At 63.9% G+C, this 18666-nt stretch carries 18 protein-coding genes; 12 read left to right on the top strand and 6 right to left on the bottom strand.

The genetic code is table 11. From position 1 onward, the window contains the following. Positions 1-134: 134 nt before the first annotated feature. From ACSAMW_RS04640 to ACSAMW_RS04620, 5 genes are read left to right on the top strand one after another with little or no spacing between them, the layout of a single operon-like run. Complete coding sequence (locus ACSAMW_RS04640) at positions 135-1802, top strand: ABC transporter substrate-binding protein (RefSeq protein WP_500592884.1); 1668 nt, start codon at positions 135-137, stop codon at positions 1800-1802. Beyond that, positions 1799-2791, top strand: coding sequence for an ABC transporter permease (locus tag ACSAMW_RS04635; protein ID WP_500592883.1), 993 nt, complete (start codon positions 1799-1801; stop codon positions 2789-2791). Before ACSAMW_RS04640 ends, ACSAMW_RS04635 begins: the two co-directional genes overlap by 4 nt. Next, positions 2788-3651 carry an ABC transporter permease gene (locus tag ACSAMW_RS04630; protein ID WP_500592882.1) on the top strand — a complete coding sequence of 288 codons (864 nt, stop codon included), beginning with the start codon at positions 2788-2790 and terminating at the stop codon, positions 3649-3651. The genes ACSAMW_RS04635 and ACSAMW_RS04630 overlap by 4 nt, the downstream gene beginning before the upstream one ends. Continuing rightward, the gene (locus ACSAMW_RS04625; RefSeq protein ID WP_500592881.1) at positions 3648-5360 is read left to right on the top strand and encodes a dipeptide ABC transporter ATP-binding protein; all 1713 of its coding nucleotides are present in this window, start codon (positions 3648-3650) and stop codon (positions 5358-5360) included. Before ACSAMW_RS04630 ends, ACSAMW_RS04625 begins: the two co-directional genes overlap by 4 nt. Positions 5361-5409: 49 nt before the next feature. Next, positions 5410-6630: an acyl-CoA dehydrogenase family protein gene (locus ACSAMW_RS04620; RefSeq protein WP_500592880.1), complete on the top strand. Its 1221-nt coding sequence runs from the start codon at positions 5410-5412 to the stop codon at positions 6628-6630. 7 nt (positions 6631-6637) lie between these two features. Here ACSAMW_RS04620 and ACSAMW_RS04615 read toward each other — a convergent pair whose 3' ends face one another. From ACSAMW_RS04615 to ACSAMW_RS04590, 6 genes are all read right to left on the bottom strand, one after another. After that, on the bottom strand, positions 6638-7738 hold the full coding sequence (locus ACSAMW_RS04615) for a sigma-54 interaction domain-containing protein (RefSeq protein WP_500592879.1): 1101 nt from the start codon (positions 7736-7738) through the stop codon (positions 6638-6640). Positions 7739-7928: 190 nt separating this feature from the next. Beyond that, positions 7929-8720: an amino acid ABC transporter ATP-binding protein gene (locus ACSAMW_RS04610; RefSeq protein WP_500592878.1), complete on the bottom strand. Its 792-nt coding sequence runs from the start codon at positions 8718-8720 to the stop codon at positions 7929-7931. Next, positions 8713-9363, bottom strand: a complete 651-nt coding sequence (gene ehuD, locus ACSAMW_RS04605; RefSeq protein ID WP_500592877.1) for an ectoine/hydroxyectoine ABC transporter permease subunit EhuD — start codon at positions 9361-9363, stop codon at positions 8713-8715. The genes ACSAMW_RS04610 and ehuD overlap by 8 nt, the downstream gene beginning before the upstream one ends. Positions 9364-9373: 10 nt before the next feature. Next, a complete protein-coding gene (gene ehuC, locus ACSAMW_RS04600; RefSeq protein WP_500592876.1) occupies positions 9374-10033 on the bottom strand; it encodes an ectoine/hydroxyectoine ABC transporter permease subunit EhuC in 660 nt (219 codons plus the stop codon). A gap of 52 nt (positions 10034-10085) precedes the next feature. Next, complete coding sequence (ehuB, locus tag ACSAMW_RS04595; RefSeq protein ID WP_500592875.1) at positions 10086-10958, bottom strand: ectoine/hydroxyectoine ABC transporter substrate-binding protein EhuB; 873 nt, start codon at positions 10956-10958, stop codon at positions 10086-10088. Between the two features lie 168 nt (positions 10959-11126). Next, complete coding sequence (locus tag ACSAMW_RS04590) at positions 11127-11981, bottom strand: LysR substrate-binding domain-containing protein (RefSeq protein ID WP_500592874.1); 855 nt, start codon at positions 11979-11981, stop codon at positions 11127-11129. Positions 11982-12181: 200 nt separating this feature from the next. Here ACSAMW_RS04590 and ACSAMW_RS04585 point away from each other — a divergent pair, with 200 nt between their 5' ends. From ACSAMW_RS04585 to ACSAMW_RS04555, 7 genes are read left to right on the top strand one after another with little or no spacing between them, the layout of a single operon-like run. Further along, positions 12182-12979, top strand: a complete 798-nt coding sequence (locus ACSAMW_RS04585) for a transporter substrate-binding domain-containing protein (RefSeq protein ID WP_500592873.1) — start codon at positions 12182-12184, stop codon at positions 12977-12979. 15 nt (positions 12980-12994) lie between these two features. Then, entirely contained in the window at positions 12995-13828 is an 834-nt protein-coding gene (locus ACSAMW_RS04580; RefSeq protein WP_500592872.1) for a transporter substrate-binding domain-containing protein, read from the top strand. Then, positions 13825-15252 (top strand): FAD-binding oxidoreductase, encoded by a 1428-nt coding sequence (locus ACSAMW_RS04575; RefSeq protein WP_500592871.1) that lies wholly within the window; start codon positions 13825-13827, stop codon positions 15250-15252. The genes ACSAMW_RS04580 and ACSAMW_RS04575 overlap by 4 nt, the downstream gene beginning before the upstream one ends. Beyond that, positions 15249-16463: an aminotransferase class I/II-fold pyridoxal phosphate-dependent enzyme gene (locus ACSAMW_RS04570; protein ID WP_500592870.1), complete on the top strand. Its 1215-nt coding sequence runs from the start codon at positions 15249-15251 to the stop codon at positions 16461-16463. Before ACSAMW_RS04575 ends, ACSAMW_RS04570 begins: the two co-directional genes overlap by 4 nt. Beyond that, entirely contained in the window at positions 16460-17182 is a 723-nt protein-coding gene (locus tag ACSAMW_RS04565) for an amino acid ABC transporter permease (RefSeq protein ID WP_500592869.1), read from the top strand. Before ACSAMW_RS04570 ends, ACSAMW_RS04565 begins: the two co-directional genes overlap by 4 nt. Then, the gene (locus tag ACSAMW_RS04560; RefSeq protein ID WP_500592868.1) at positions 17172-17846 is read left to right on the top strand and encodes an amino acid ABC transporter permease; all 675 of its coding nucleotides are present in this window, start codon (positions 17172-17174) and stop codon (positions 17844-17846) included. Before ACSAMW_RS04565 ends, ACSAMW_RS04560 begins: the two co-directional genes overlap by 11 nt. Continuing rightward, positions 17833-18654, top strand: coding sequence for an amino acid ABC transporter ATP-binding protein (locus ACSAMW_RS04555; protein WP_500592867.1), 822 nt, complete (start codon positions 17833-17835; stop codon positions 18652-18654). Before ACSAMW_RS04560 ends, ACSAMW_RS04555 begins: the two co-directional genes overlap by 14 nt. The last annotated feature ends 12 nt before the right edge of the window (positions 18655-18666 follow it).

Below are 18666 nucleotides of genomic sequence, written 5' to 3'. Positions count from 1 at the left end.
GTCAACAAAGTGTAGGTGGCCACAGCCTCCAGGCACGCCATAAAAGCCCTGTTTACAGGGCTCCGGCACCCGGCACGGCTTGTGCAATCACCCCTTGTGCGTTTCAGCATCGAACACAAGGCGCCACCCCGACCATGCCAGACCTTCATCCTTACCGCCCCGTAACGACCACGCGCCCTCTCGCCTTGGCCTGCCTGCTGGCGGCTACGGTATTAGGCACAGGCTGTGACCGCCATGAAGCCTCGGCAGTGCGCAGCACAGTACCTACGCCCGGCGGCACCTTGGTGTACGCCACCGACCGCGAACCCACCTGCCTGGACCCTCACGTAGGCGGCGACATGCCCCAGGTATTCCTGGCCCAGCAAGTGCTGGATTCGCTGGTGTCCATGGATGCCCAAGGCACCATAGGGCCCTGGCTGGCCAAGCGTTGGGACGTTTCAGCCGATGGCCTGACCTATACGTTCTACCTGCGCGATGACGTGCATTTCACCGATGGCACGCCGTTCAATGCCGCCGCTGTGAAAGCCAACCTCGATCACATGGCCAACCCCAAGACCCAGTCCAGTACGGCCGGTGGCTACATCCGCCAATACCGGGGCACCGACGTGGTGGACACCTACACCGCGCGCGTTCACCTGGAGACGCCTTACGCGGCCTTTCTCGAAGTACTGGCGCAGGGTTTCCTGGGCATTGAATCACCCAAGGCATTGTTGCGCACGCGGGACGTGAACTGCGATAGCCCAGTGGGCACCGGCCCGTTCAAGGTGGTGCGCTGGGACCGCCAGAGCCAGGTGGAACTGGTGCGTAACCCCGATTACAACTCGGCCCCGCCCACGGCGCAGCACCAGGGCCCGGCGTACCTGGAGCGGATTATCTGGAAGTTCATCCAAGAGCCCTCGGTACGCTTTGCCTCCCTGCAAGCCGGCGAGGTAGACGTGATCGAGGCGCTGCCGCCCGAATCCCATGAAGCGGCGCGGCGCAACCCGGACCTGCAGTTGATCATTGCGCAACGCCCCGGCAACCCCACCAACGGCACCTTGAACATTCGTCGCGCACCCTTCAACGACATTCGCGTACGCGAGGCCTTCGTGCGCAGCGCCGACATCAAGGGCGCCCTGAAAAGCGTGTATTTCGGGGAGTTTCCCCGTGCCGGGGGCCCCTTGAGCCAGGCTACCCGTTTCTACAGCGCGGATTTCGAGCATGCCCAGGACTACGACCCAGCACGTGCGGCGCAACTGTTGGACGAAGCCGGCTGGTCGCGCCGGGACAGCCAGGGGTATCGGATAAAGGACGGCCAGCGCCTGCAAGTACACGTGATCCTGGGCAACCGCACGCCGCCTTCGGAGTTCACCCTGTGGGAGCAGGTGCAGGCCACCACACGCCAGGCGGGGATCGAACTGGTGATGGAGCAGATGAGCGACGTGCAGGCGACCAAGCGCCAGGCCGACTGGGACTACGACGTTCGCGTGGGCTACTGGAACACCAACACCGCCGACGTGCTGCGGATCATCTTCAGCAGCGCCTTCATTCAGCCGGCCGGGGTAGGCGGCTACCACCAGAACACGGCCGGGTTCAGCGACCCGGCCTTCGACAGCCTGGTGCAGCAGGCACTGGCTACTCAGGATCCGGCACAGCGCCAGGCCCTGTATCGCCAGGGACAGGCCATCGCCTCCAGCCAGTACCTGCAACTGACCACGTACCCCCAAAGCACGCGGCTGGGTATCTACAAAACGACCCAGGGTGTACGCCTGGAGCCGTCGCTGGCCGTGACCTACCTCTATGACGCCTGGGTGAACAAATGACGACAACGCCTCTATCTATAGCCTCGCACGGCGCACCTCGACAACGCCTAGCCCGGCTAGGCCAGCGTGCGGCCCTGCGCCTGGGCGGCGGCCTGCTGGTGCTGTGGGCGGTGGCCACCTTGACCTTCTTTGCCTTGCGCCTGATGCCGGGTGATCCTGTACTGGCGATCCTGGGTGGCCCCAGCGGCAACCCCACACCTGAAACCATTGCCGAGGTCACCCGTGAATACGGCCTGGACAAGCCCCTGGTGGTGCAATACGGGCTCTACCTGGCGCGGCTGGTACAGGGTGACCTGGGGGTGTCCTATTCCCAGCACATGCCGGTTACCCGCGTACTGGCCGAGCAAGCCGGTGCGACCTTGGAGCTGACCCTGTCTTCCCTGGTGCTGGCCTGGCTATTGGTGCTAGCCCTGACCGTGTTCACGGCCGGGCGCCGCGGGTGGGTAGGGCGCCTGGCTTCGCTGGCCGAAACCTTGTGCGCAGCCTTGCCGCACTTCTGGCTGGGGATTGTGCTGCTGGCCGTGTTCGCCTTCGGCCTGCGGCTGTTTCCGCCCGCAGGCAGCGATGGCTGGGCAACGCTGGTGCTGCCGTCCATTGCCCTGGCGGTGCCGCTGGCCGGTTTCATTGGCCAGGTGACCCGTGAGTCGCTGGAGCTGACGCTGGACCAGCCCTTTATCCTCACAGCGCGTACCCGTGGCCTGAGTGACAGTGCGGTGCGCTTCAGGCACGCCCTTCGCCATGCCGTGCTGCCGGGCATTTCGCTGTCGGGCTGGGCCATCGGCGCCCTGATCAGTGGCGCGGTCGTGATCGAGGTGATCTTTTCCCGCAAAGGGCTGGGCCGCCAGCTGTACCAGGCGGTACAGGCGCAGGACCTGCCGCTTACCATTGGCATCAGCCTGGTCGTCGCTGCCGGCTATGTAGTGGCCAATATACTGGTCGACCTGATGTACCAGTGGGTCGACCCACGTCAACAAGAGGCTTTGGCATGAGCGACCTGATATTTGAAAGCCCCGCTGTACCCCTGTCCACCCAGCGCCGGCCCTACCTTTTGCCCGTGGGCGCCAGCCTGGCCATTGGCTTTCTGTTGCTGGTGATCGTGGCGGCTATCGCGCCACAGCTGTTTGCCCACAGTGACCCCTTGGCCATCGTGCCTCGGGAAGCCTTCCATCCGCCAGGGTGGCAGCACTGGTTCGGTACGGATCAGTCCGGGCGGGATATCTATTCGCGGGTGATCCATGGCGCGCGGCTGTCCCTGTTCGTTGGCCTGGCCGCCACCGCCTTGGGCATGGGCATCGCGGTCGTATTAGGGTTGTTAGGCGGCTTGGGCGGCGCGCGCACCCACCGCAGTGTGGGGTGGGTACTGGAAATCCTGTTTGCCTTCCCCAGCCTGATTCTGGCGCTGCTGTTCGTGGCCATCTTTGGCAGTGGGGTGGGCCCCTTGATCGTTGCCACCGGCCTGGGCGCTGCCCCGGGTTATGCCCGTATGGTTCGCGGTCAGGTATTGGCCGTGCGCAACGCCGGGTACATCGAAGCCGCCCGCGCTTTAGGCCATTCCACCGGGCGCATTATCAGCCGGCAACTGCTGCCCAATGCCATGCGGCCGTTGATCGTGACCCTCACCATGGGGGTGGGCCAGGCCATTGTCTGGGCCTCGGCCTTGAGCTTTCTCGGGTTGGGCGCCCGGCCACCGGCGCCGGAGTGGGGCACCATGCTCTCCATGGGGCGGGACTTCATCGCCAACGCCTGGTGGCTCACGTTCTTTCCAGGGCTGTTCATTGTGCTGACCACGCTGTCGACCACGGTCGCTGGCCGCTACCTGCAACAACGCCTGGAGGGCCGCCTGCCATGAGCCAGAAGACGTTGATCGTTGAAGACCTGAACGTTGAGTTTGCCGGGCAAAGCGTGGTTCGCCACCTCTCCTTTACCCTGGAGCCGGGCAAGACACTGGCACTGGTGGGGGAATCGGGCTCGGGCAAAAGCGTGACGGCCCGTAGCCTCATCGGCTTGGCCGGTGAAGGCGCCGTGGTGCGCGCACGGCGCCTGTCTTACGGCGGGGTCGACCTGCTGGGCCTGAGCGAGCGCCAATGGCGCCGCCTGCGGGGCAAGGACATCGGTTTTGTGCTGCAGGACGCCCTGGTGTCCTTGGACCCCATGCGCCCAGTGGGCAAGGAAATTCTCGAAGTGCTGGAAACCCATCACTGGGGCGACCGGCCCTCCCGCGCCGCGCGGGTGCTGGAGCTGCTCGAACGCGTGGGGGTGCCGGAACCGGCCTTGCGTGCCCGCCAGCGGCCTGGCGAATTGTCCGGGGGGCTGCGCCAGCGAGCACTGATCGCCAGCGCCTTGGCGCTTAACCCTGGCCTGGTGATCGCCGATGAACCCACCACAGCGCTGGATGCCACGGTACAGGCGCAGATCCTGAGTGTGCTGCAAGGGATAAAAGCTGAGGGAAGCGCGCTGCTGATCATCAGTCACGACCTGGCCGTGGTCGCACAACTGGCCGATGAGGTACTGGTGCTGCGCCACGGTGAGGTGGTGGAGCAGGGGCCGATGCAGCAAGTGCTCACGGCGCCGCGCCACGCCTACACCCGTAGCCTGCTAGCCGCGGTGCCCGCCGAGCATGCACGCGGCACTCGTCTTTCGGCAGACCGGAACCAGATAATCGCGCCGGTGGCACGGCACATCGACCAGCCTGTTGTGTTGCAGGGCCACGGCCTGGGCAAGCGCTACGTGGGGCCAGACCAGCAGGTGCGCCAGGTGGTGCAGGGCGTGAGCTTCGCGCTGCGTGCAGGTCATACCCTGGGTATCGTGGGCGAATCCGGCTCGGGCAAGACCACGGTCGCGCGCATGGCCCTAGCCCTGCTCGACGCCGACGATGGCCAGGTGCGCTTTCTTGACCAGCCCTGGAACGGTAGCGCCCCCGCCAGGGTGGTTGAGCAGCAACGCCGGCCACGGCGGCGGGACATCAGCGTGATCTATCAAGACCCCCTTAGCTCATTCGACCCGCGCTGGACGGTGAGCCAGATCCTGGCCGACGCCCTGGACGTGGCCGACACGCCAGTAGCTGAGCAGCCTGCGCGCATCCGGCAGTTGTTGCAGCACGTACGCCTGCCGGCCGAGCTGGGTACCCGTCGGCCGCTGCAGCTGTCGGGCGGGCAGCGCCAGCGGGTGGCTATTGCGCGGGCGATTGCCAGCAACCCGAAGGTCATCGTCTGTGATGAGCCGGTATCGGCTCTGGACGTGTCCGTGCAGGCTCAGGTGCTGGACCTGCTGGCAGACCTGCAGGCCGAGCTGGGCCTGGCCTACCTATTCATTTCCCACGACCTGGGCGTGATCCGCCATGTGAGCGACGAGGTGCTGGTGATGCGCTACGGCCAGGTCGTGGAGCACGCCCCGGTGGACCAACTGTTCGAGGCACCTCAGCACCCCTATACCCAGCGCCTGCTGGGTGCAGTACCGCGGTTGCCGGGTGCAGGCGTCGCCTTGAAGGTGCCGCCCGTGGAGCCGGAAAACGCCGTACTGCTGTTCGACGAATCACGGCTCTGGAAGATCGCTATCTGAACCCTTTTTAGCGCCCTCGCTGTGCCCCTATTGGAAACAGGATGCCCTTATGACCCACGCTGCAGCTATCACGCCTTCGGCCTCACCTCGCCCTGTGTTGACCGTGCCCCAATTGCTGGCCCGCGCCGACGCACTGCTACCCGCCATCGGCGCTGGCGCGGCTGCGCGCGAGCGGGACCGTGAACTGCCTTACGACGCGGTAAGGCAGGTGGCCGACGCGTTGCTCTACACCCTGCGCATTCCTGCGCGCTACGGTGGCCCAGGCGGCACCGTCAAGGAGGTCATCGGCCTGTTGATCCGCATTGCTTCGGTGGACTCCAATGTCGCCCAGGCCTTGCGGCCCGGTTTTGCGTTCGTCGAAGGCTTGCTGGCGTCACGGGCCGAAGGTGCCGAACAAGAGCGCCAGCGCTGGTTCGAGCGCTACCTGCAAGGGGCGGTGTTAGGGAACGCGGGCTGGGAGGTGGGGGGCGCCAATGGTGCCATCAGTGCCCGAATTGTGCGTGACGGCGAACACTACCGGGCCAATGGCAGCAAGTTCTACAGCACCGGGTCCTTGTACGCGGATTGGGTGAGCGCCGTGGCGCTGGATGAACACGACCAGCCGGTATCCTTCGTACTGCCCCGTGACCGCGAAGGCCTGGTACTACTGGACGACTTTGATGCCATGGGGCAGCGCCTCACCGCCAGCGGCACCACGCGGCTGGATAACGTTCGGGTGTACGCCAACGAACTGCGCGCCCGTACCGTGGAAGAGGGCACGCGCACCATTGTCACCCCCTTCCTGCAACTGTTCCTGGCGGCGGTGCAAGCTGGTATCGCCCGCAATGCCCTGAACGACGCTGCGGCGTTCGCCCGTGACCACGCCCGGCCCATCAAGCACAGCAACGCCCAGCGGTCGGTGGATGACCCCTATGTAGAGCTGAGTGTGGGCGACATCTCGGCCCGTGCCTTTACAGCCGAGGCGGTGGTGCTCAAGGCAGCCGAGGCGATCGACAAGGCCTGGGCCAGCGGGCAGGAGGCGGCGGCCGTGGACCAGGCCGCTATTGAAGTGGCGCAGGCCCAATACATCGCTGCCGAATGCGCGCTCAGGGCCGCCGAGCGGGTGTTCGACGTGGGCGGCGCCTCCACCACGGGCCGTAGTCATAACCTCGACCGGCACTGGCGCAATGCCCGCACCGTAGCCAACCACAACCCCCGGGACTGGAAGGCCGCGGCGGTGGGTGCTTGGCAATTAAAGGGTACGCCGCTACCTACCTCGGGGCTGTTCTGACGCCAGCCTAGATCGACAGCTGAAGCACGCGCTCGCCCTGTTCACCAGCGGGGCGGCGTTTGTTCACGGCCAGTTCGCCCATCTTGATAAGCCGGGTACGGGTAACGTTCCGGCTCAGGCCCAGCAGGTTGGCCGTGTGCACCTGGTTGTAATGGCTGAACCGGTAGGCCGAGCGCAGCAGGGCGTCTTCCACTTTCTCGTGCAAGTCACCGGCCTGCTCCTCGAACAACCGCTGGAACAGCCTGTCCAGTGAGGCTTCCACCGATTCGTCTGCGGTGTGGCTGGTGTCGTCCTGGCGCTCAATGCGCAAGTTCGACAGCCGCAGGTCGTCGCGCTGAATCACGCCACTGCGGCACATGAGCAAGGTGTGGTGAATTACGTTTTCCAACTCGCGGATGTTTCCAGGCCAACTGTAATGGCGCAGCCGGTGCTCAGCCTCGGCCGACAGGCTTACAGGCTCGTAGCCCAGGCGCTTGCAGTACACGTCGAGAAAGTGCCGGGTCAGGGGAATGATGTCGCCGGGCCGCTCTCGCAGTGGCGCTAGCGCCAGGCTGACCACGCCTAGGCGGTAGTACAGGTCCTCGCGAAAATTGCCCGCGTTGATCGCTTTTTCCAGCAGCACATTGGTGGCGGCCAGCACGCGCACATTGATAGGGATGCTCTTGCGTGAGCCTAGCCGCACCACTTCACGCTCTTGCAGCACCCGCAACAGCTTCACCTGGATCGGCATCGGCAAGTCCCCGATCTCGTCCAGGAACAGGGTGCCGCCGTTGGCTTCTTCGAACCAGCCCGCTTTGGCACCCAGCGCGCCGGTGAAGGCCCCTTTCTCATGGCCGAACAGTTCGGCTTCCACCAGAGACTCGGAGAACGCACCGCAGTTGACCGCCACGAAGGGCTTGTGACGGCGTGCGCTGAGGGCATGAATATGGCGGGCGACCAGCTCCTTGCCGGTGCCGGTGTCACCGATGATCAGCACGCTGGCTTCACTGGGCGCTACCTGTTGCACATGTGCTAGCAGTGCCTTGGAGGTAGGGTCCTCGAACACTTGCGCAGTAGCGCGGATGGACGTGGCGAGAGCGGGCGATGGGGGGAGGGTCAGAAGCTGCATGACGGCGCCTTCATCAGTAGGAAGAGAGAATCTGCAAGCCTGTGAATCGCCGCTCATCGCAACGGCGCTCACGTAGCGCGATGGAACGCCATACTAACGGATATAAAAAAGGTTATTTAAATACCCGTTGATTATTAGCTTATGTGGTTTAGACGCTAGCAGGCCGTGCCCTCAGAGCCAGGCGAGCGCTTTACGCTTCGATCTCACGCCGTTCCACCACATTCAGAAAACGCCGGGCACGTTCGTTGACCGGGTTGACCAGGATCTGCTCTGGCGTGCCGTCCGCTACGATTTTTCCGGCTTCCATGAACAGCACCCGGTCGGCCACATCCCGGGCGAACTTCATTTCATGGGTCACCAGTAGCAGGGTGGTGTTCTGCTCATGGGCCAAGGTACGGATCACGGCCAGTACCTCGGCCACCAGTTCCGGGTCCAGGGCCGAGGTGACCTCATCGAACAGCATCACGGCCGGGCGCATTGCCAAGGCACGGGCGATAGCCACCCGTTGCTGCTGGCCGCCGGAGAGCTTGCCGGGGTAAGCATCAGCCTTATGGCCCAGGCCCACCTTTTCCAAATAGGCCCTCGCCCTGTCATGGGCTTCCTTTGGGCTTACCTTCAGCACCCTCAAGGGCGCCTCCATGACGTTTTCCCGCACGGTGAGGTGGGGGAACAGGTTGAAATGCTGGAACACCATGCCCACCCGGTGAACACGAGGTGAGGCCTTGCTGCCGGGCCAGCGCCAACCACGGCGCTGTTCCGGGACGCTGGCCCCGGCCACCGCGATGCTGCCGTGCTGGTAGCGTTCCAGCCCTTTGATCAGCCGCAGCACCGTGGACTTGCCCGAGCCGCTGGGGCCGATCAGCGCCACTTTCTGCCCCTGTGGGATGCTCAGGCTCAGGTGGTCGATCACCCGTGTGGTGCCGAAATCCTTGACCACGTCCTTGAGCACGATCTGTGCAGTTGCGAGGGAAGGGTCAGGCATGGCGGCGATGCTCCAGGTACTTGAACAGCAGGGATGTAGGCACGCTGATCGCCAAAAACATCAGCGCCATCAGCGTATAGGGTTCGGTGTAGCGGTAGCTCATGCCGGCCACCTGCTTGGCGGCCTGAAACAGTTCGGGGATGGTGATCACCGCCAGCAGGGGCGTTTCCTTGAACATGCCGATCAGGTAATTGCCCAGCACGGGCAACAGGGGTTTGAAGGCCTGGGGCAGGATCAGCCGGCGCCACGTGGTCGCGCGGTCGAAGTCCAGCGCCAGGGCCGCTTCCCATTGCCCCGGCGGAATGTCCTCAATGGCCCCGCGAAAGGCTTCGGCAATATAGGCGGCGTAATACAGGCCCAGCCCCACTACGCCGGTGGCGAAGGGTGGCAAGGTCAGCCCGGCCAGCGGCAGGGCGAAGAACAGCACATACAGTTGCACCATCAGCGGGGTGCTGCGAAAGAAACTCAAGTACCCGGCACAGGCAGCCCGAACGGGCGCCCACGCCGAGCGTTGCGCGATGGCCAGCAGCAGGCCTAGCACCACCGCGACCACAAAGCCCAGTACCACCACCTGTACGGTGACCAGCAGTCCGCGCAGCAGGTCGGGCGTGATGGACCAGGCGAATGCCCAATCAAATTCCATGGTTTTACCCCTACGTAGTGCGCCAGGCCGTCACCCGCCGCTCGTACCACCGCACCAGACGAGTCAACGGCCACGCCATCAGGAAGTACCCCACCAGCACCAGGCACCAGATCAGTGTCTGATGGCCCAGGGTGGTGATCAATTGGGCCCCGGAGAAGGTCAGGTCAGTGAGGGTGGTTAATGACACCAGCGAGGTGGTCTTGAGCAGCTCCACCAGCTGGTTGCCCAAGGGTGGCAGCATCACCGGCAATGCCTGGGGCAGGATGATCCGACGCAAGGCGACGACCGGCCCGAAGTCCAGCGCACGCACCGCGTCCCGTTGCCCCTGGTGCACATTGACCAATGCCGAGCGGATGATTTCCGAACCATAGGCCGAAAACGTCAGGCCCAGCCCCAGCACCCCGGTGGCCATCGGTGACAGGCTGATATCGAACAGCGGCAGAATGAAGAACAGGTAGAACAGCAGCACCAGTGCCGAAATGCCACGCAGCACCTCCACATACAAGGTGGCCACCCAGCGCACCAAGCGCCAGGGGGACAGGCGCATGAGGGCGACCGTAAAGGCCAGTACCAGCACCAGCGCTTCGGCCATTACGGTGATTTCCAGCGTGACCAGGGCACCGCTGGCCAGCTGGCGGGCAACGAACAATGCGGTTGTATCGGTAATCATGCCTGTACTCGTGTTGGTCACGGCCGTTGGCGGCGCAGGGGTGCCAGGTGGGTCAAAGGGCGCAGCGTTGCTCGGCGGTGATGTCAGCCGCGGGCAGTTCGTTCTCGGTGTAGCCGTACTTCTGCAGGATTTTCAGCAGCTCACCAGACGCCCGCAGCTTAGCCAGCTCGGTATTGAAGGCCTGGATAAACGCAGGGTCGTTCTTGGGCAGGCCGTAGGCGTGGTAATTCCAGGTGGGTTTGCCTTGAGCGTCCAGGATCTGCTCGAAGGGCAGGGCGCGTTCCACCGCAGGGCTGCTCGCTTTCTTCAGCAGGCTGATGATTTCTGCGTCCGGGAAATACACCACATCTACCCGGCCAGCTTCCAGCGCCGCCAGGGCTTCAGTGTCCTTGTCGAACAGCACCACCTGCGCAGTATCGATCCCGCTGGCTTTGGCCTCCTGCACCTGGTTGCTCCCCGGCTGCGTGGCCAGCCGGGCCTTGCCGTTCTGGGCAACGTCTTTGAGGCTGTGCAGGTTGAGCGGGTTGCCAGCCTTGACGATAAAGGCACCGCCTGAGCGGGTGACCGGGTTGGAGTAGCCAATCACTTTGCAGCGCTGCGGGTTGATAAACAGCCCGGCACCGATCAGGTCGAAGCGCTTGGCCGCCAGCCCTGGCACCAGCGAGCCGAAGTCGGTGATAGGGGTCTCCACCTTGCTGATGCCTAAGGGGGCGAGCACCGCTTTGAGAATTTCGACATTGGCCCCTGTCACCTGGCCGTCCGTACCGATATAGGCATAGGGCTGTTCATTGGCAATGCCTGCGGTTAACCCGCCAGTACGGCCTTTCTCCAGCAGGCCAGCCGACGCGGTGGTAGAGAACAGGCTTGCCAGCAGGCAAGCGGAGCCGACAAAGGCAGGCAATGAGAAGGCGTTCAAGCGTGTCATGAAATAGGCTCTGGATTGGGGGGGGAATACGCAGGACGAGGCGAGGTAGGAGGGCAAAGCGACCGTCGCTGCCGCTTAATCTATAGGTATAAATAACAATATTTAAATACCGTTAAGGTATATGCATATGTCGCCGTTCGACTGGCATCTTTCCGCAGGCGTACAGCCCTAATAGGTTTCGCCCTCTTTGATCAGTTCATAGGCCGCCTGCACCAACGGGTTCAAGCCCCCGGGCCGAACCCACAGGTAATAGGTCACGTCTGGCAGGCGGGGCAGGCCGTCATGCTCCCCCAGCACACGCATGTCTGGCCCCAGCAACTCCATGCTGCGCGGGGTAATGCCCAGGCCTGCGCGCACCGCTGCCTTGATACCGATCAGGTTGGAGGCCAGGTAGGCCTGGCGCCAGGCGATGCCCTGGGCTTCCAGCGCCTCCAGGGCGTAGCGGCGGTAGATGCTGGGCTCGTCCACCAGTACCAGGGGCAGGGGCTGGCTGGGGTCATGGCGATAATGGGCGGCGCAGATCCACCACACCGGCGAGGTACGCAAAGCCAGCCCTTGCAGGTGAGGGTCATGACGGGTGGAAATCACCATGTCCATTTTGCCCCGGTGCAGGTCGTCCATCAGGAAGGGGCTGCGCCCCACGTCGATTTCCAGGCGAACATTGGGCGCAGCGCGGGCGATGCGGGTCAGCAGCGGGGGCAGGATGGTGTCGGCAATGTCATGGGGCGAGCCGATCCGCACCACACCGCTGGGGCCGTCCTGGCGCAAGGCACCCATGGCCTCATCGTTCAGGGCCAGCATTTGCCGGGCATGGCGCAACAGGCGGCGCCCGGCCTCTGTGGGTTGCTTGGCGCGGCCTTGCTTGCGTAACAGGGGCACGCCGGCCGCCTGTTCCAGGCGTTGCAAATGTTGGGTGACTGAGCCCTGAGTGCGCCCCAGTACCTTACCCGCCTCAGCGAAGCTGCCGGCATCTACCACGGTTACAAAGGTGCGCAACAGGTCCAGGTCCAGCAGGGTATTCATATCAGTCCCTACATTAAAATGATCAGAAAACCTAATGTATCGCAAGGCTTCTCACAAGTAACACTCAGCAAATTCGTGCTTTTCAGCCGCTCGTAGCGCTCTCCAGCACTTGAGTTATAACGATAGGCAATCTTTTCATTTCCCTTGCCCGGTGGGGGTGCCTAGGATCGCCGCGTCGACCACCGCTACCGGGAGTGCCCATGGGCCTGCGCCGCGCTGTACATTTTTCCATTGGCCTGCTGGCGGCGCTGTGCGCGGTTCAGGCAAACGCTGATGCCACCTTGGACCGTGCCCAGGCACGGCAGGCGCTGCGCGTTGGTGTGATGCTGTCTGGCGGGCCATTCGGTGCCCTCAACCCCGCCACCCAAGGGCCGGTGGGGCTGAACGTGGACCTGGCTGAAGAACTGGGGCGGCAACTGGCGCTCAAGGTGGAACTGGTGCCGGTACTGCCGGCCAACCGGGTGCAATTCCTGCAGCAAGGAAAGGTGGACCTGCTGATTGCCAACATGGAATGGAACACTGAGCGTGATGCCTTGCTGGGCCATGTAGCCACCCCTTTTTATAAGGTAGGCGGCACGGCTGCGCTGCCGCCGGGCAGCCCCGTCAAGGCCTGGGCAGACCTGGCCGGAAAACCGGTGTGCACCTCCCAAGGCAGCAGCTACATCAAGCCTCTCAACGACATCGGTGCCGATATCAAAGCCTTCAAAAGCTCGTCCGAATCACTGTTGGCCCTGCATGGCAGCAGCTGCGTAGCGGCGGTGCACGACGCGACACTGATCAAGCCGCTGCTGGCCAATAACCCGGAGTGGCAGGGCTACACCGCCCTGAGCCCAGAGCTGAACCCGGCGCCTTCGGTGATCTGGACCCGTTTGGGCGAAACCGATACCCAAGCCCGGCTGAACCCCATCGTGCAACAGCTGCACCGCAGTGGCTGGCTGGTGCAGGCCGAACAGCGCCACCACATCGAACCGCTGGCCGCTGACCAGTTCGGCCTCTGATACAGAGTACCTTCCATGACACTCAAGACCCTCGCGCTGCTGCTGGCTCCGTTGCTTGGCCTTAACGCCCTGCACGCCAACGCCGACGCCACCCTGGACAAACTTAACGAACGCCACCGTATCAGCGTTGGGGTGATGCTCACCGGCCTGCCGTTCGGCACCCTGGACCCTCGCACCCGCCAGCCGGTGGGCTACAACGTGGAGCTGGCCAACGAGCTGGGCAAGCGCTTGGGCGTGGCGGTGGACACCGTGGCCGTGCTGCCACCCAACCGCGTTCAGTTCCTGCAGCAAGGCAAGGTGGACGTGCTGATCGCCAACATGCAGTTCACCGAGGAACGCGCGCAGATCCTGGATTACCCGCCCACGCCCTATGAACAAGTGGGTGGCGCGGCCGTGATTCGCAAGGGGGCAGGCATTCACCAATGGGCGGACCTGGCCGGCAAACCGGTCTGTGTGTCTCAAGGCAGCAACTTCATCGAACCCCTGCAGCAGTATGGTGCACAGATCAAAGCGTTCCGCAGCCAATCCGAGTCGCTGCTCAGCCTGCGTGGCAATGGCTGTGTCGCCGCCGTACACGTAGCGCCCACCATGCGGGCCTTGCTGGACCAGGCCGAGTGGGCCGGCTACGAAACGCCGTTGCCTAACGAACTGATTCCCTCGGATTCAGTGATGTGGGTGCGCAAGGGTGAGCATGACTTCCAGGCCCGGGTGGATGCGATCATCCGCGATTGGCACCGCAGCGGCTGGCTGATTGAACTGGGCAAGCGCACGGGCATGGCGCCTTCGCCCGCCCTGTATGCCCTGCATGACAAGTTCAAGGACAGCGCGCCGCTGCAGGCCGCGCAATGACCGACCCGTTGCTTGACGCCCTGATCGATCTGCTGGGCGAACGCTACGCTGAACCTGGCGCTGCAGCCGGCAGCCGTCTCAGTGACAAGCACCAGCGCTACCACGGGCGCGCCCGCGCCTTTGTGCGCCCGGCCAGCACCGAACAGGTGGCAGCGGTGGTGCGCCTGTGTGTTGAACACGATGGCTGTGTGGTGGTGCAGGGCGGCAATACCGGGTTGATGGCCGCCGCCACCCCCGATGACAGCGGCCGTGCGGTGATCATCAGCCTCGAACGGATGAACGCCATTCGCGAACTGGATACCGCCAACGATACCCTGGTGGCCGAAGCGGGGTGCATCCTGCGCCAGGTGCAGCTGGCCGCAGAGGGGGCAGGGCGCTTGTTTCCCTTGAGCCTAGGCGCGGAAGGCAGCTGCACCCTGGGCGGCAACCTGGGTACAAACGCCGGTGGCACGGCTGTGTTGCGTTACGGCAACGCCCGGGAGCTGACCCTGGGCCTGGAAGTGGTGACGGCCGAGGGCGAGATCTGGCAGGGCTTGCGGGGGCTACGTAAGGACAACACCGGTTATGACCTGCGCGACCTGTACATCGGCAGCGAGGGCACCCTGGGCATTATTACAGCGGCCACCCTCAAGCTGTTTCCGTTGCCCACCAGCCGGGCCACCGCCTATGTCGCATTCGAGAGCCTGGCCGAAGGCGTGGCCTTGCTGGCCCATGCTCGGGCGGGCTTTAGCGCCGGGCTGACCGGCTTCGAGCTGATGTCATCCCATTGCCTGGCCTTGGTGGCGCAGCAGTTTCCCGGCACCGTGTTGCCGTTTCATCGCCTGGACCAACCGTGGTACGCCCTGTTGGAACTGTCCCATCATGGCGATCAGGCCGAAGCTGTCGAGCTGATGGAGCGGGTACTGGGCGAGGCCTTCGAACAGGGCCTGGTGGTGGATGCCAGCCTGGCCCAAAGCCTGGGCCAAAGCCAGGCCATGTGGACACTGCGAGAGAACATGAGCGAAGCCCAAGGGCGGGAAGGGCGGAACATGAAGCACGACATTTCCTTGCCCCTGTCACGCATTGAAGCCTTTGTGAATCACACCGCACAACAGTTGCAGGCGCAGTTCCCCGGTGTTCGCCACTACACCTTTGGCCACCTGGGCGACGGCAACCTGCACTACAAAATTGCAAGCCCTATTGGCATGCCCGTGGCCGAACACATGGCACGGTATGACGCCCTCAGCCGTGTGGTGCATGACAGCGTGCACGCCCATGGCGGCTCCATCAGCGCCGAGCACGGCATCGGTCTGCACAAGCGTGATGAACTGCCGCGTTACAAGAGCCCGGTAGAGCTAAGCCTGATGCGCCGGATCAAGCACGCGCTGGACCCTCACAACCGGTTGAACCCCGGCAAAGTGATCAACCTGGAAGCTCCGCAATGACCTTGCGCCTGTCTCAACGCGTTCAGCGCGTTCAACTGTCTCCCAATGCCGCCGCCAAGGCCCGCGCCAATGAGCTGCGCGCCAATGGGCTGGATATCCTGGACCTCACCACCGGCGAGCCGAACTTCGATACGCCCGCGCCGATCAAGGCTGCCGCCTGGGCTGCCATCCAGGCCGGCGACACCAAGTACACCGCCACGCCTGGCGTCAAAGCCTTGCGCGACGCGGTAGTGGCCAAGCTGGCCCGTGAAAACCAGTTGAGCTATAGCCTGGCCGAGGTGGTGATCGCCAATGGCGCCAAGCAAATCATTTTCAATGCCTTCGCTGCCACCCTTGATGAGGGCGATGAAGTGGTGGTGCCCGTGCCCTATTGGCCCACCTTTCCAGACGCGGTGCGCTTCAACGGCGGCGTGCCTCGGCGGGTAGACTGCCCCTTTGAGCAAGGCTGCAAACTGCTGCCCGAGCAACTGGAGGCCGCCATCGGCCCTCGGACGCGCTGGATGATCCTCAACAGCCCCGGTAACCCCAGCGGCGCACTGTACAGTGATGCTGAACTATTGGCCTTGGCTGAAGTGTTGCGCCGCCACCCCCAGGTATGGGTACTGCTGGATGAACTCTATGAGCACATTCGCTTCGACGGTGCCTCGCCCCGCAATTTGCTGAACCTGGCGCCTGACCTGCAATCGCGTAGCCTGCTGGTAGGCGGCGTGTCCAAGACCTATGCCATGACCGGCTGGCGCGTAGGCTTTGGCGCGGCCCCCAAAGCCTTGGCCAGCGCCATGGCGGTGGTGCAATCCCAAGCCACCTCCGGCGCAAGCTCGGTCAGCCAGGCTGCAGCTTTGGCTGCATTCGAGGGTGGGCTAGGTTTTCTAGCTGATCACGTGACAGCCTACCGGGAACGGCGTGACCTGCTGGTAGCAGCGTTGGCACCGGTGCCAGAGTTAGACGTGCTGGTGCCCGAAGGCGGCTTCTTCGTGTTCGTGCGCTGTGCCGGGTTGCTGGGCCGTTATCGGCCTGATGGGCAACGCATTGAAAACGACGCGGACGTGGTGGCCTGGCTGCTGGAAAACGGCGTGGCCGCCATTGCGGGCAGCGCCTATGGCCTGTCGCCCTGGGTGCGGTTTTCCATTGCCACGGCCACCGAGGCTGTTGCCCAGGCTGGCCCGCGCGTGGCGATGGCCTGTGCACGTTTGCAAGCGGCCACACCATGAACGCGCTGGTGGATGCGCTGGCCAAACTGGGCCTCAACTACCAGTTCCTGCTGGACGGGTTCAGCCGCGCCAGCCTGGTGGACGGCATGCTCACCACCTTGGCGTTGTGCCTGTGCACGGCGCTGGGCAGCCTGGCGGTGGGGATGGGCCTGGCCTGTGCGCTGATCAGCCCGCGGCGCACGGTCGCCTTTCCTGCCCGGGCGTTTATCGAGGTCACCCGCAACACCCCCACGTTGGTGCAGCTCTACTGCGCGTTCCTGGTGCTCAACATGTTGCTTACCCAGGCCTTGGGTACCGGTAACCCGTTCACGCCCTTCGCCTGGGTGGTGATCGTGATTTCCCTGCACAAAGGTGCCTTTCACGCTGAGGCGTTGCGGGCCGGCTTGCAGGCCGTGCCGCCCACCACGCTGGAAGCCGCCGGCTCACTGGCCTTCACCGCCCGCCAGCGGCTGCTGTACGTGCAGTTGCCGCTGGCCTTGCGCTTTGCGCTCCCTGCTCTGGTGAACAACCTGATCGACCTGGTGAAAATGACCGCCATTGCGTCGGCCATTGCAGTCAATGACGTCACGTACGCCTCCATCATGATCTGGACCCAGAGCGACAACGTGATCGAACTGATGATGCTGCTGCTGGCGTTCTATGGCGCCTTGGGCCTAGTCGTGAGCAAAGTGGGCCGCGCCATTGAAATACGCTTGAGGATGCCCGGTTATGGCCACTAGTGCCTTCGCTGCATTGCTGGAGTGGGCCCCAGCGCTGCTGGCTGGCCTGGGCCAGAACGTTCTGATCAGCCTGACCGCCATGGCGCTGGGTAGCCTCATGGGGCTGCTTGTCGGGGTGCTGAATTTCTCGCCGTTGCGGCCTGTGGCGCGGCTGTGGGTGCAGGTGTTCCGCAACGCGCCCTGGTTGGTGCTGATCTACTTCACCACCTACGTGTTCCCGTTTGAAGTGCGTGTGTTCGGGCATTACCTGGCCTTCCCGGACTGGGTCAAGGTCACCCTGGGCCTGGCGCTGCCGGCCAGTGCCAATGTGGCCGAAATTCTCAGAGGTGCGGTGGGTTCGATACCGGCCACCCAGTGGGAAGCGGCGCGCTCCATGGCCTTCAGCCGGGTGCAGGTGTTCACCCAGGTGATCCTGCCCCAGTGCGTGACCCGCATGCTGCCGCCCTGGATGAACCTCTACGCCATCATCACCATGGGCACGGCCCTGGCGTCGCTGGTGGGCGTGCACGACGTAATAGACACCGCCCAGATCGCCAGCAATACCGTCAACCGGATTCCCTTCACGGTGCTGATCTACCTCAGCCTGTTGGCCCTGTTCTTCGCCTGGTGCTTTCCCGTTTCCCGCCTTACTCAACGCCTGGAGCGCCGCTATGCCTTCCACTGACAGCCCGCTGGTCAGCCTGCGCGACGTGCACCTGGCCTTTGGCGATACGCCGGTGCTCAAGGGCATCGACCTCACCGTAGGCAAAGGCCAGGCGGTGTCCATCATTGGCCCGTCGGGGTCTGGCAAGTCCACGATCCTGCGCTGCCTGACCGGCTTGCTCAAACCCCAACAGGGCGAGTTGAGGGTGGCTGGCACCGACGTGCATCAATTGCACAACGAAGCCGGCTACCGGCAGTTGCGTCAGCGCGTAGGTTTTGTGTTCCAGCAGTACAACCTGTTCCCGCACCTGTCAGTGCTGGACAACCTCACCATCGCGCCACGCAAGGTGCTGGGCACCCCAGTGGCCCAGGCCAAGGAGGAGGCCATGGCGTTACTGGCCAAGGTACGCATGCAGCATAAGGCCACGGCGTTCCCCGGTGAGCTGTCCGGAGGGCAGCAGCAGCGGGTGGCCATTGCCCGTGCCCTGGCCATGCATCCGGAGCTGATCCTGTTCGACGAAGTGACCTCCGCCCTGGACCCAGAGATGGTAGGTGAGGTGCTCAATGTGATTGGCGACCTCACCCAGGAGGGCATGACCTGTGTGCTGGTGACCCACGAAATGCGCTTTGCCGAAGACATCAGTGACCAGGTGTATTTCACCGAGCATGGGGTGATCGTGGAGCACGGCAGCGCCCAGCAACTGTTCAACCACCCGGCCGAGGCCCGCACCCAGGCCTTCCTACGGCACGCGCTGGGTGAGCCGGCCCGCCGGCGCACGCCTGAAGCTTACGTGCTGCGCAACCTCAGCCCTTACCACTTGAGCGTGTGAACACGCCCCGCC

It is taken from the genome of Pseudomonas sp. AB39(2026) (genome assembly GCF_059831485.1).
The sequence above is the reverse complement of the archived record's forward strand: the minus strand, read 5'-3'. Positions and strand labels throughout refer to the sequence as shown.

Bases quoted from the DNA above. Each gene is read 5' to 3' on its own strand.
- ACSAMW_RS04640 (WP_500592884.1), top strand. From the start codon at position 135: ATGCCAGACCTTCATCCTTACCGCCCCGTAACGACCACGCGCCCTCTC.
- ACSAMW_RS04635 (WP_500592883.1), top strand. From the start codon at position 1,799: ATGACGACAACGCCTCTATCTATAGCCTCGCACGGCGCACCTCGACAA.
- ACSAMW_RS04630 (WP_500592882.1), top strand. From the start codon at position 2,788: ATGAGCGACCTGATATTTGAAAGCCCCGCTGTACCCCTGTCCACCCAG.
- ACSAMW_RS04625 (WP_500592881.1), top strand. From the start codon at position 3,648: ATGAGCCAGAAGACGTTGATCGTTGAAGACCTGAACGTTGAGTTTGCC.
- ACSAMW_RS04620 (WP_500592880.1), top strand. From the start codon at position 5,410: ATGACCCACGCTGCAGCTATCACGCCTTCGGCCTCACCTCGCCCTGTG.
- ACSAMW_RS04615 (WP_500592879.1), bottom strand. From the start codon at position 7,738: ATGCAGCTTCTGACCCTCCCCCCATCGCCCGCTCTCGCCACGTCCATC.
- ACSAMW_RS04610 (WP_500592878.1), bottom strand. From the start codon at position 8,720: ATGCCTGACCCTTCCCTCGCAACTGCACAGATCGTGCTCAAGGACGTG.
- ehuD (WP_500592877.1), bottom strand. From the start codon at position 9,363: ATGGAATTTGATTGGGCATTCGCCTGGTCCATCACGCCCGACCTGCTG.
- ehuC (WP_500592876.1), bottom strand. From the start codon at position 10,033: ATGATTACCGATACAACCGCATTGTTCGTTGCCCGCCAGCTGGCCAGC.
- ehuB (WP_500592875.1), bottom strand. From the start codon at position 10,958: ATGACACGCTTGAACGCCTTCTCATTGCCTGCCTTTGTCGGCTCCGCT.
- ACSAMW_RS04590 (WP_500592874.1), bottom strand. From the start codon at position 11,981: ATGAATACCCTGCTGGACCTGGACCTGTTGCGCACCTTTGTAACCGTG.
- ACSAMW_RS04585 (WP_500592873.1), top strand. From the start codon at position 12,182: ATGGGCCTGCGCCGCGCTGTACATTTTTCCATTGGCCTGCTGGCGGCG.
- ACSAMW_RS04580 (WP_500592872.1), top strand. From the start codon at position 12,995: ATGACACTCAAGACCCTCGCGCTGCTGCTGGCTCCGTTGCTTGGCCTT.
- ACSAMW_RS04575 (WP_500592871.1), top strand. From the start codon at position 13,825: ATGACCGACCCGTTGCTTGACGCCCTGATCGATCTGCTGGGCGAACGC.
- ACSAMW_RS04570 (WP_500592870.1), top strand. From the start codon at position 15,249: ATGACCTTGCGCCTGTCTCAACGCGTTCAGCGCGTTCAACTGTCTCCC.
- ACSAMW_RS04565 (WP_500592869.1), top strand. From the start codon at position 16,460: ATGAACGCGCTGGTGGATGCGCTGGCCAAACTGGGCCTCAACTACCAG.
- ACSAMW_RS04560 (WP_500592868.1), top strand. From the start codon at position 17,172: ATGGCCACTAGTGCCTTCGCTGCATTGCTGGAGTGGGCCCCAGCGCTG.
- ACSAMW_RS04555 (WP_500592867.1), top strand. From the start codon at position 17,833: ATGCCTTCCACTGACAGCCCGCTGGTCAGCCTGCGCGACGTGCACCTG.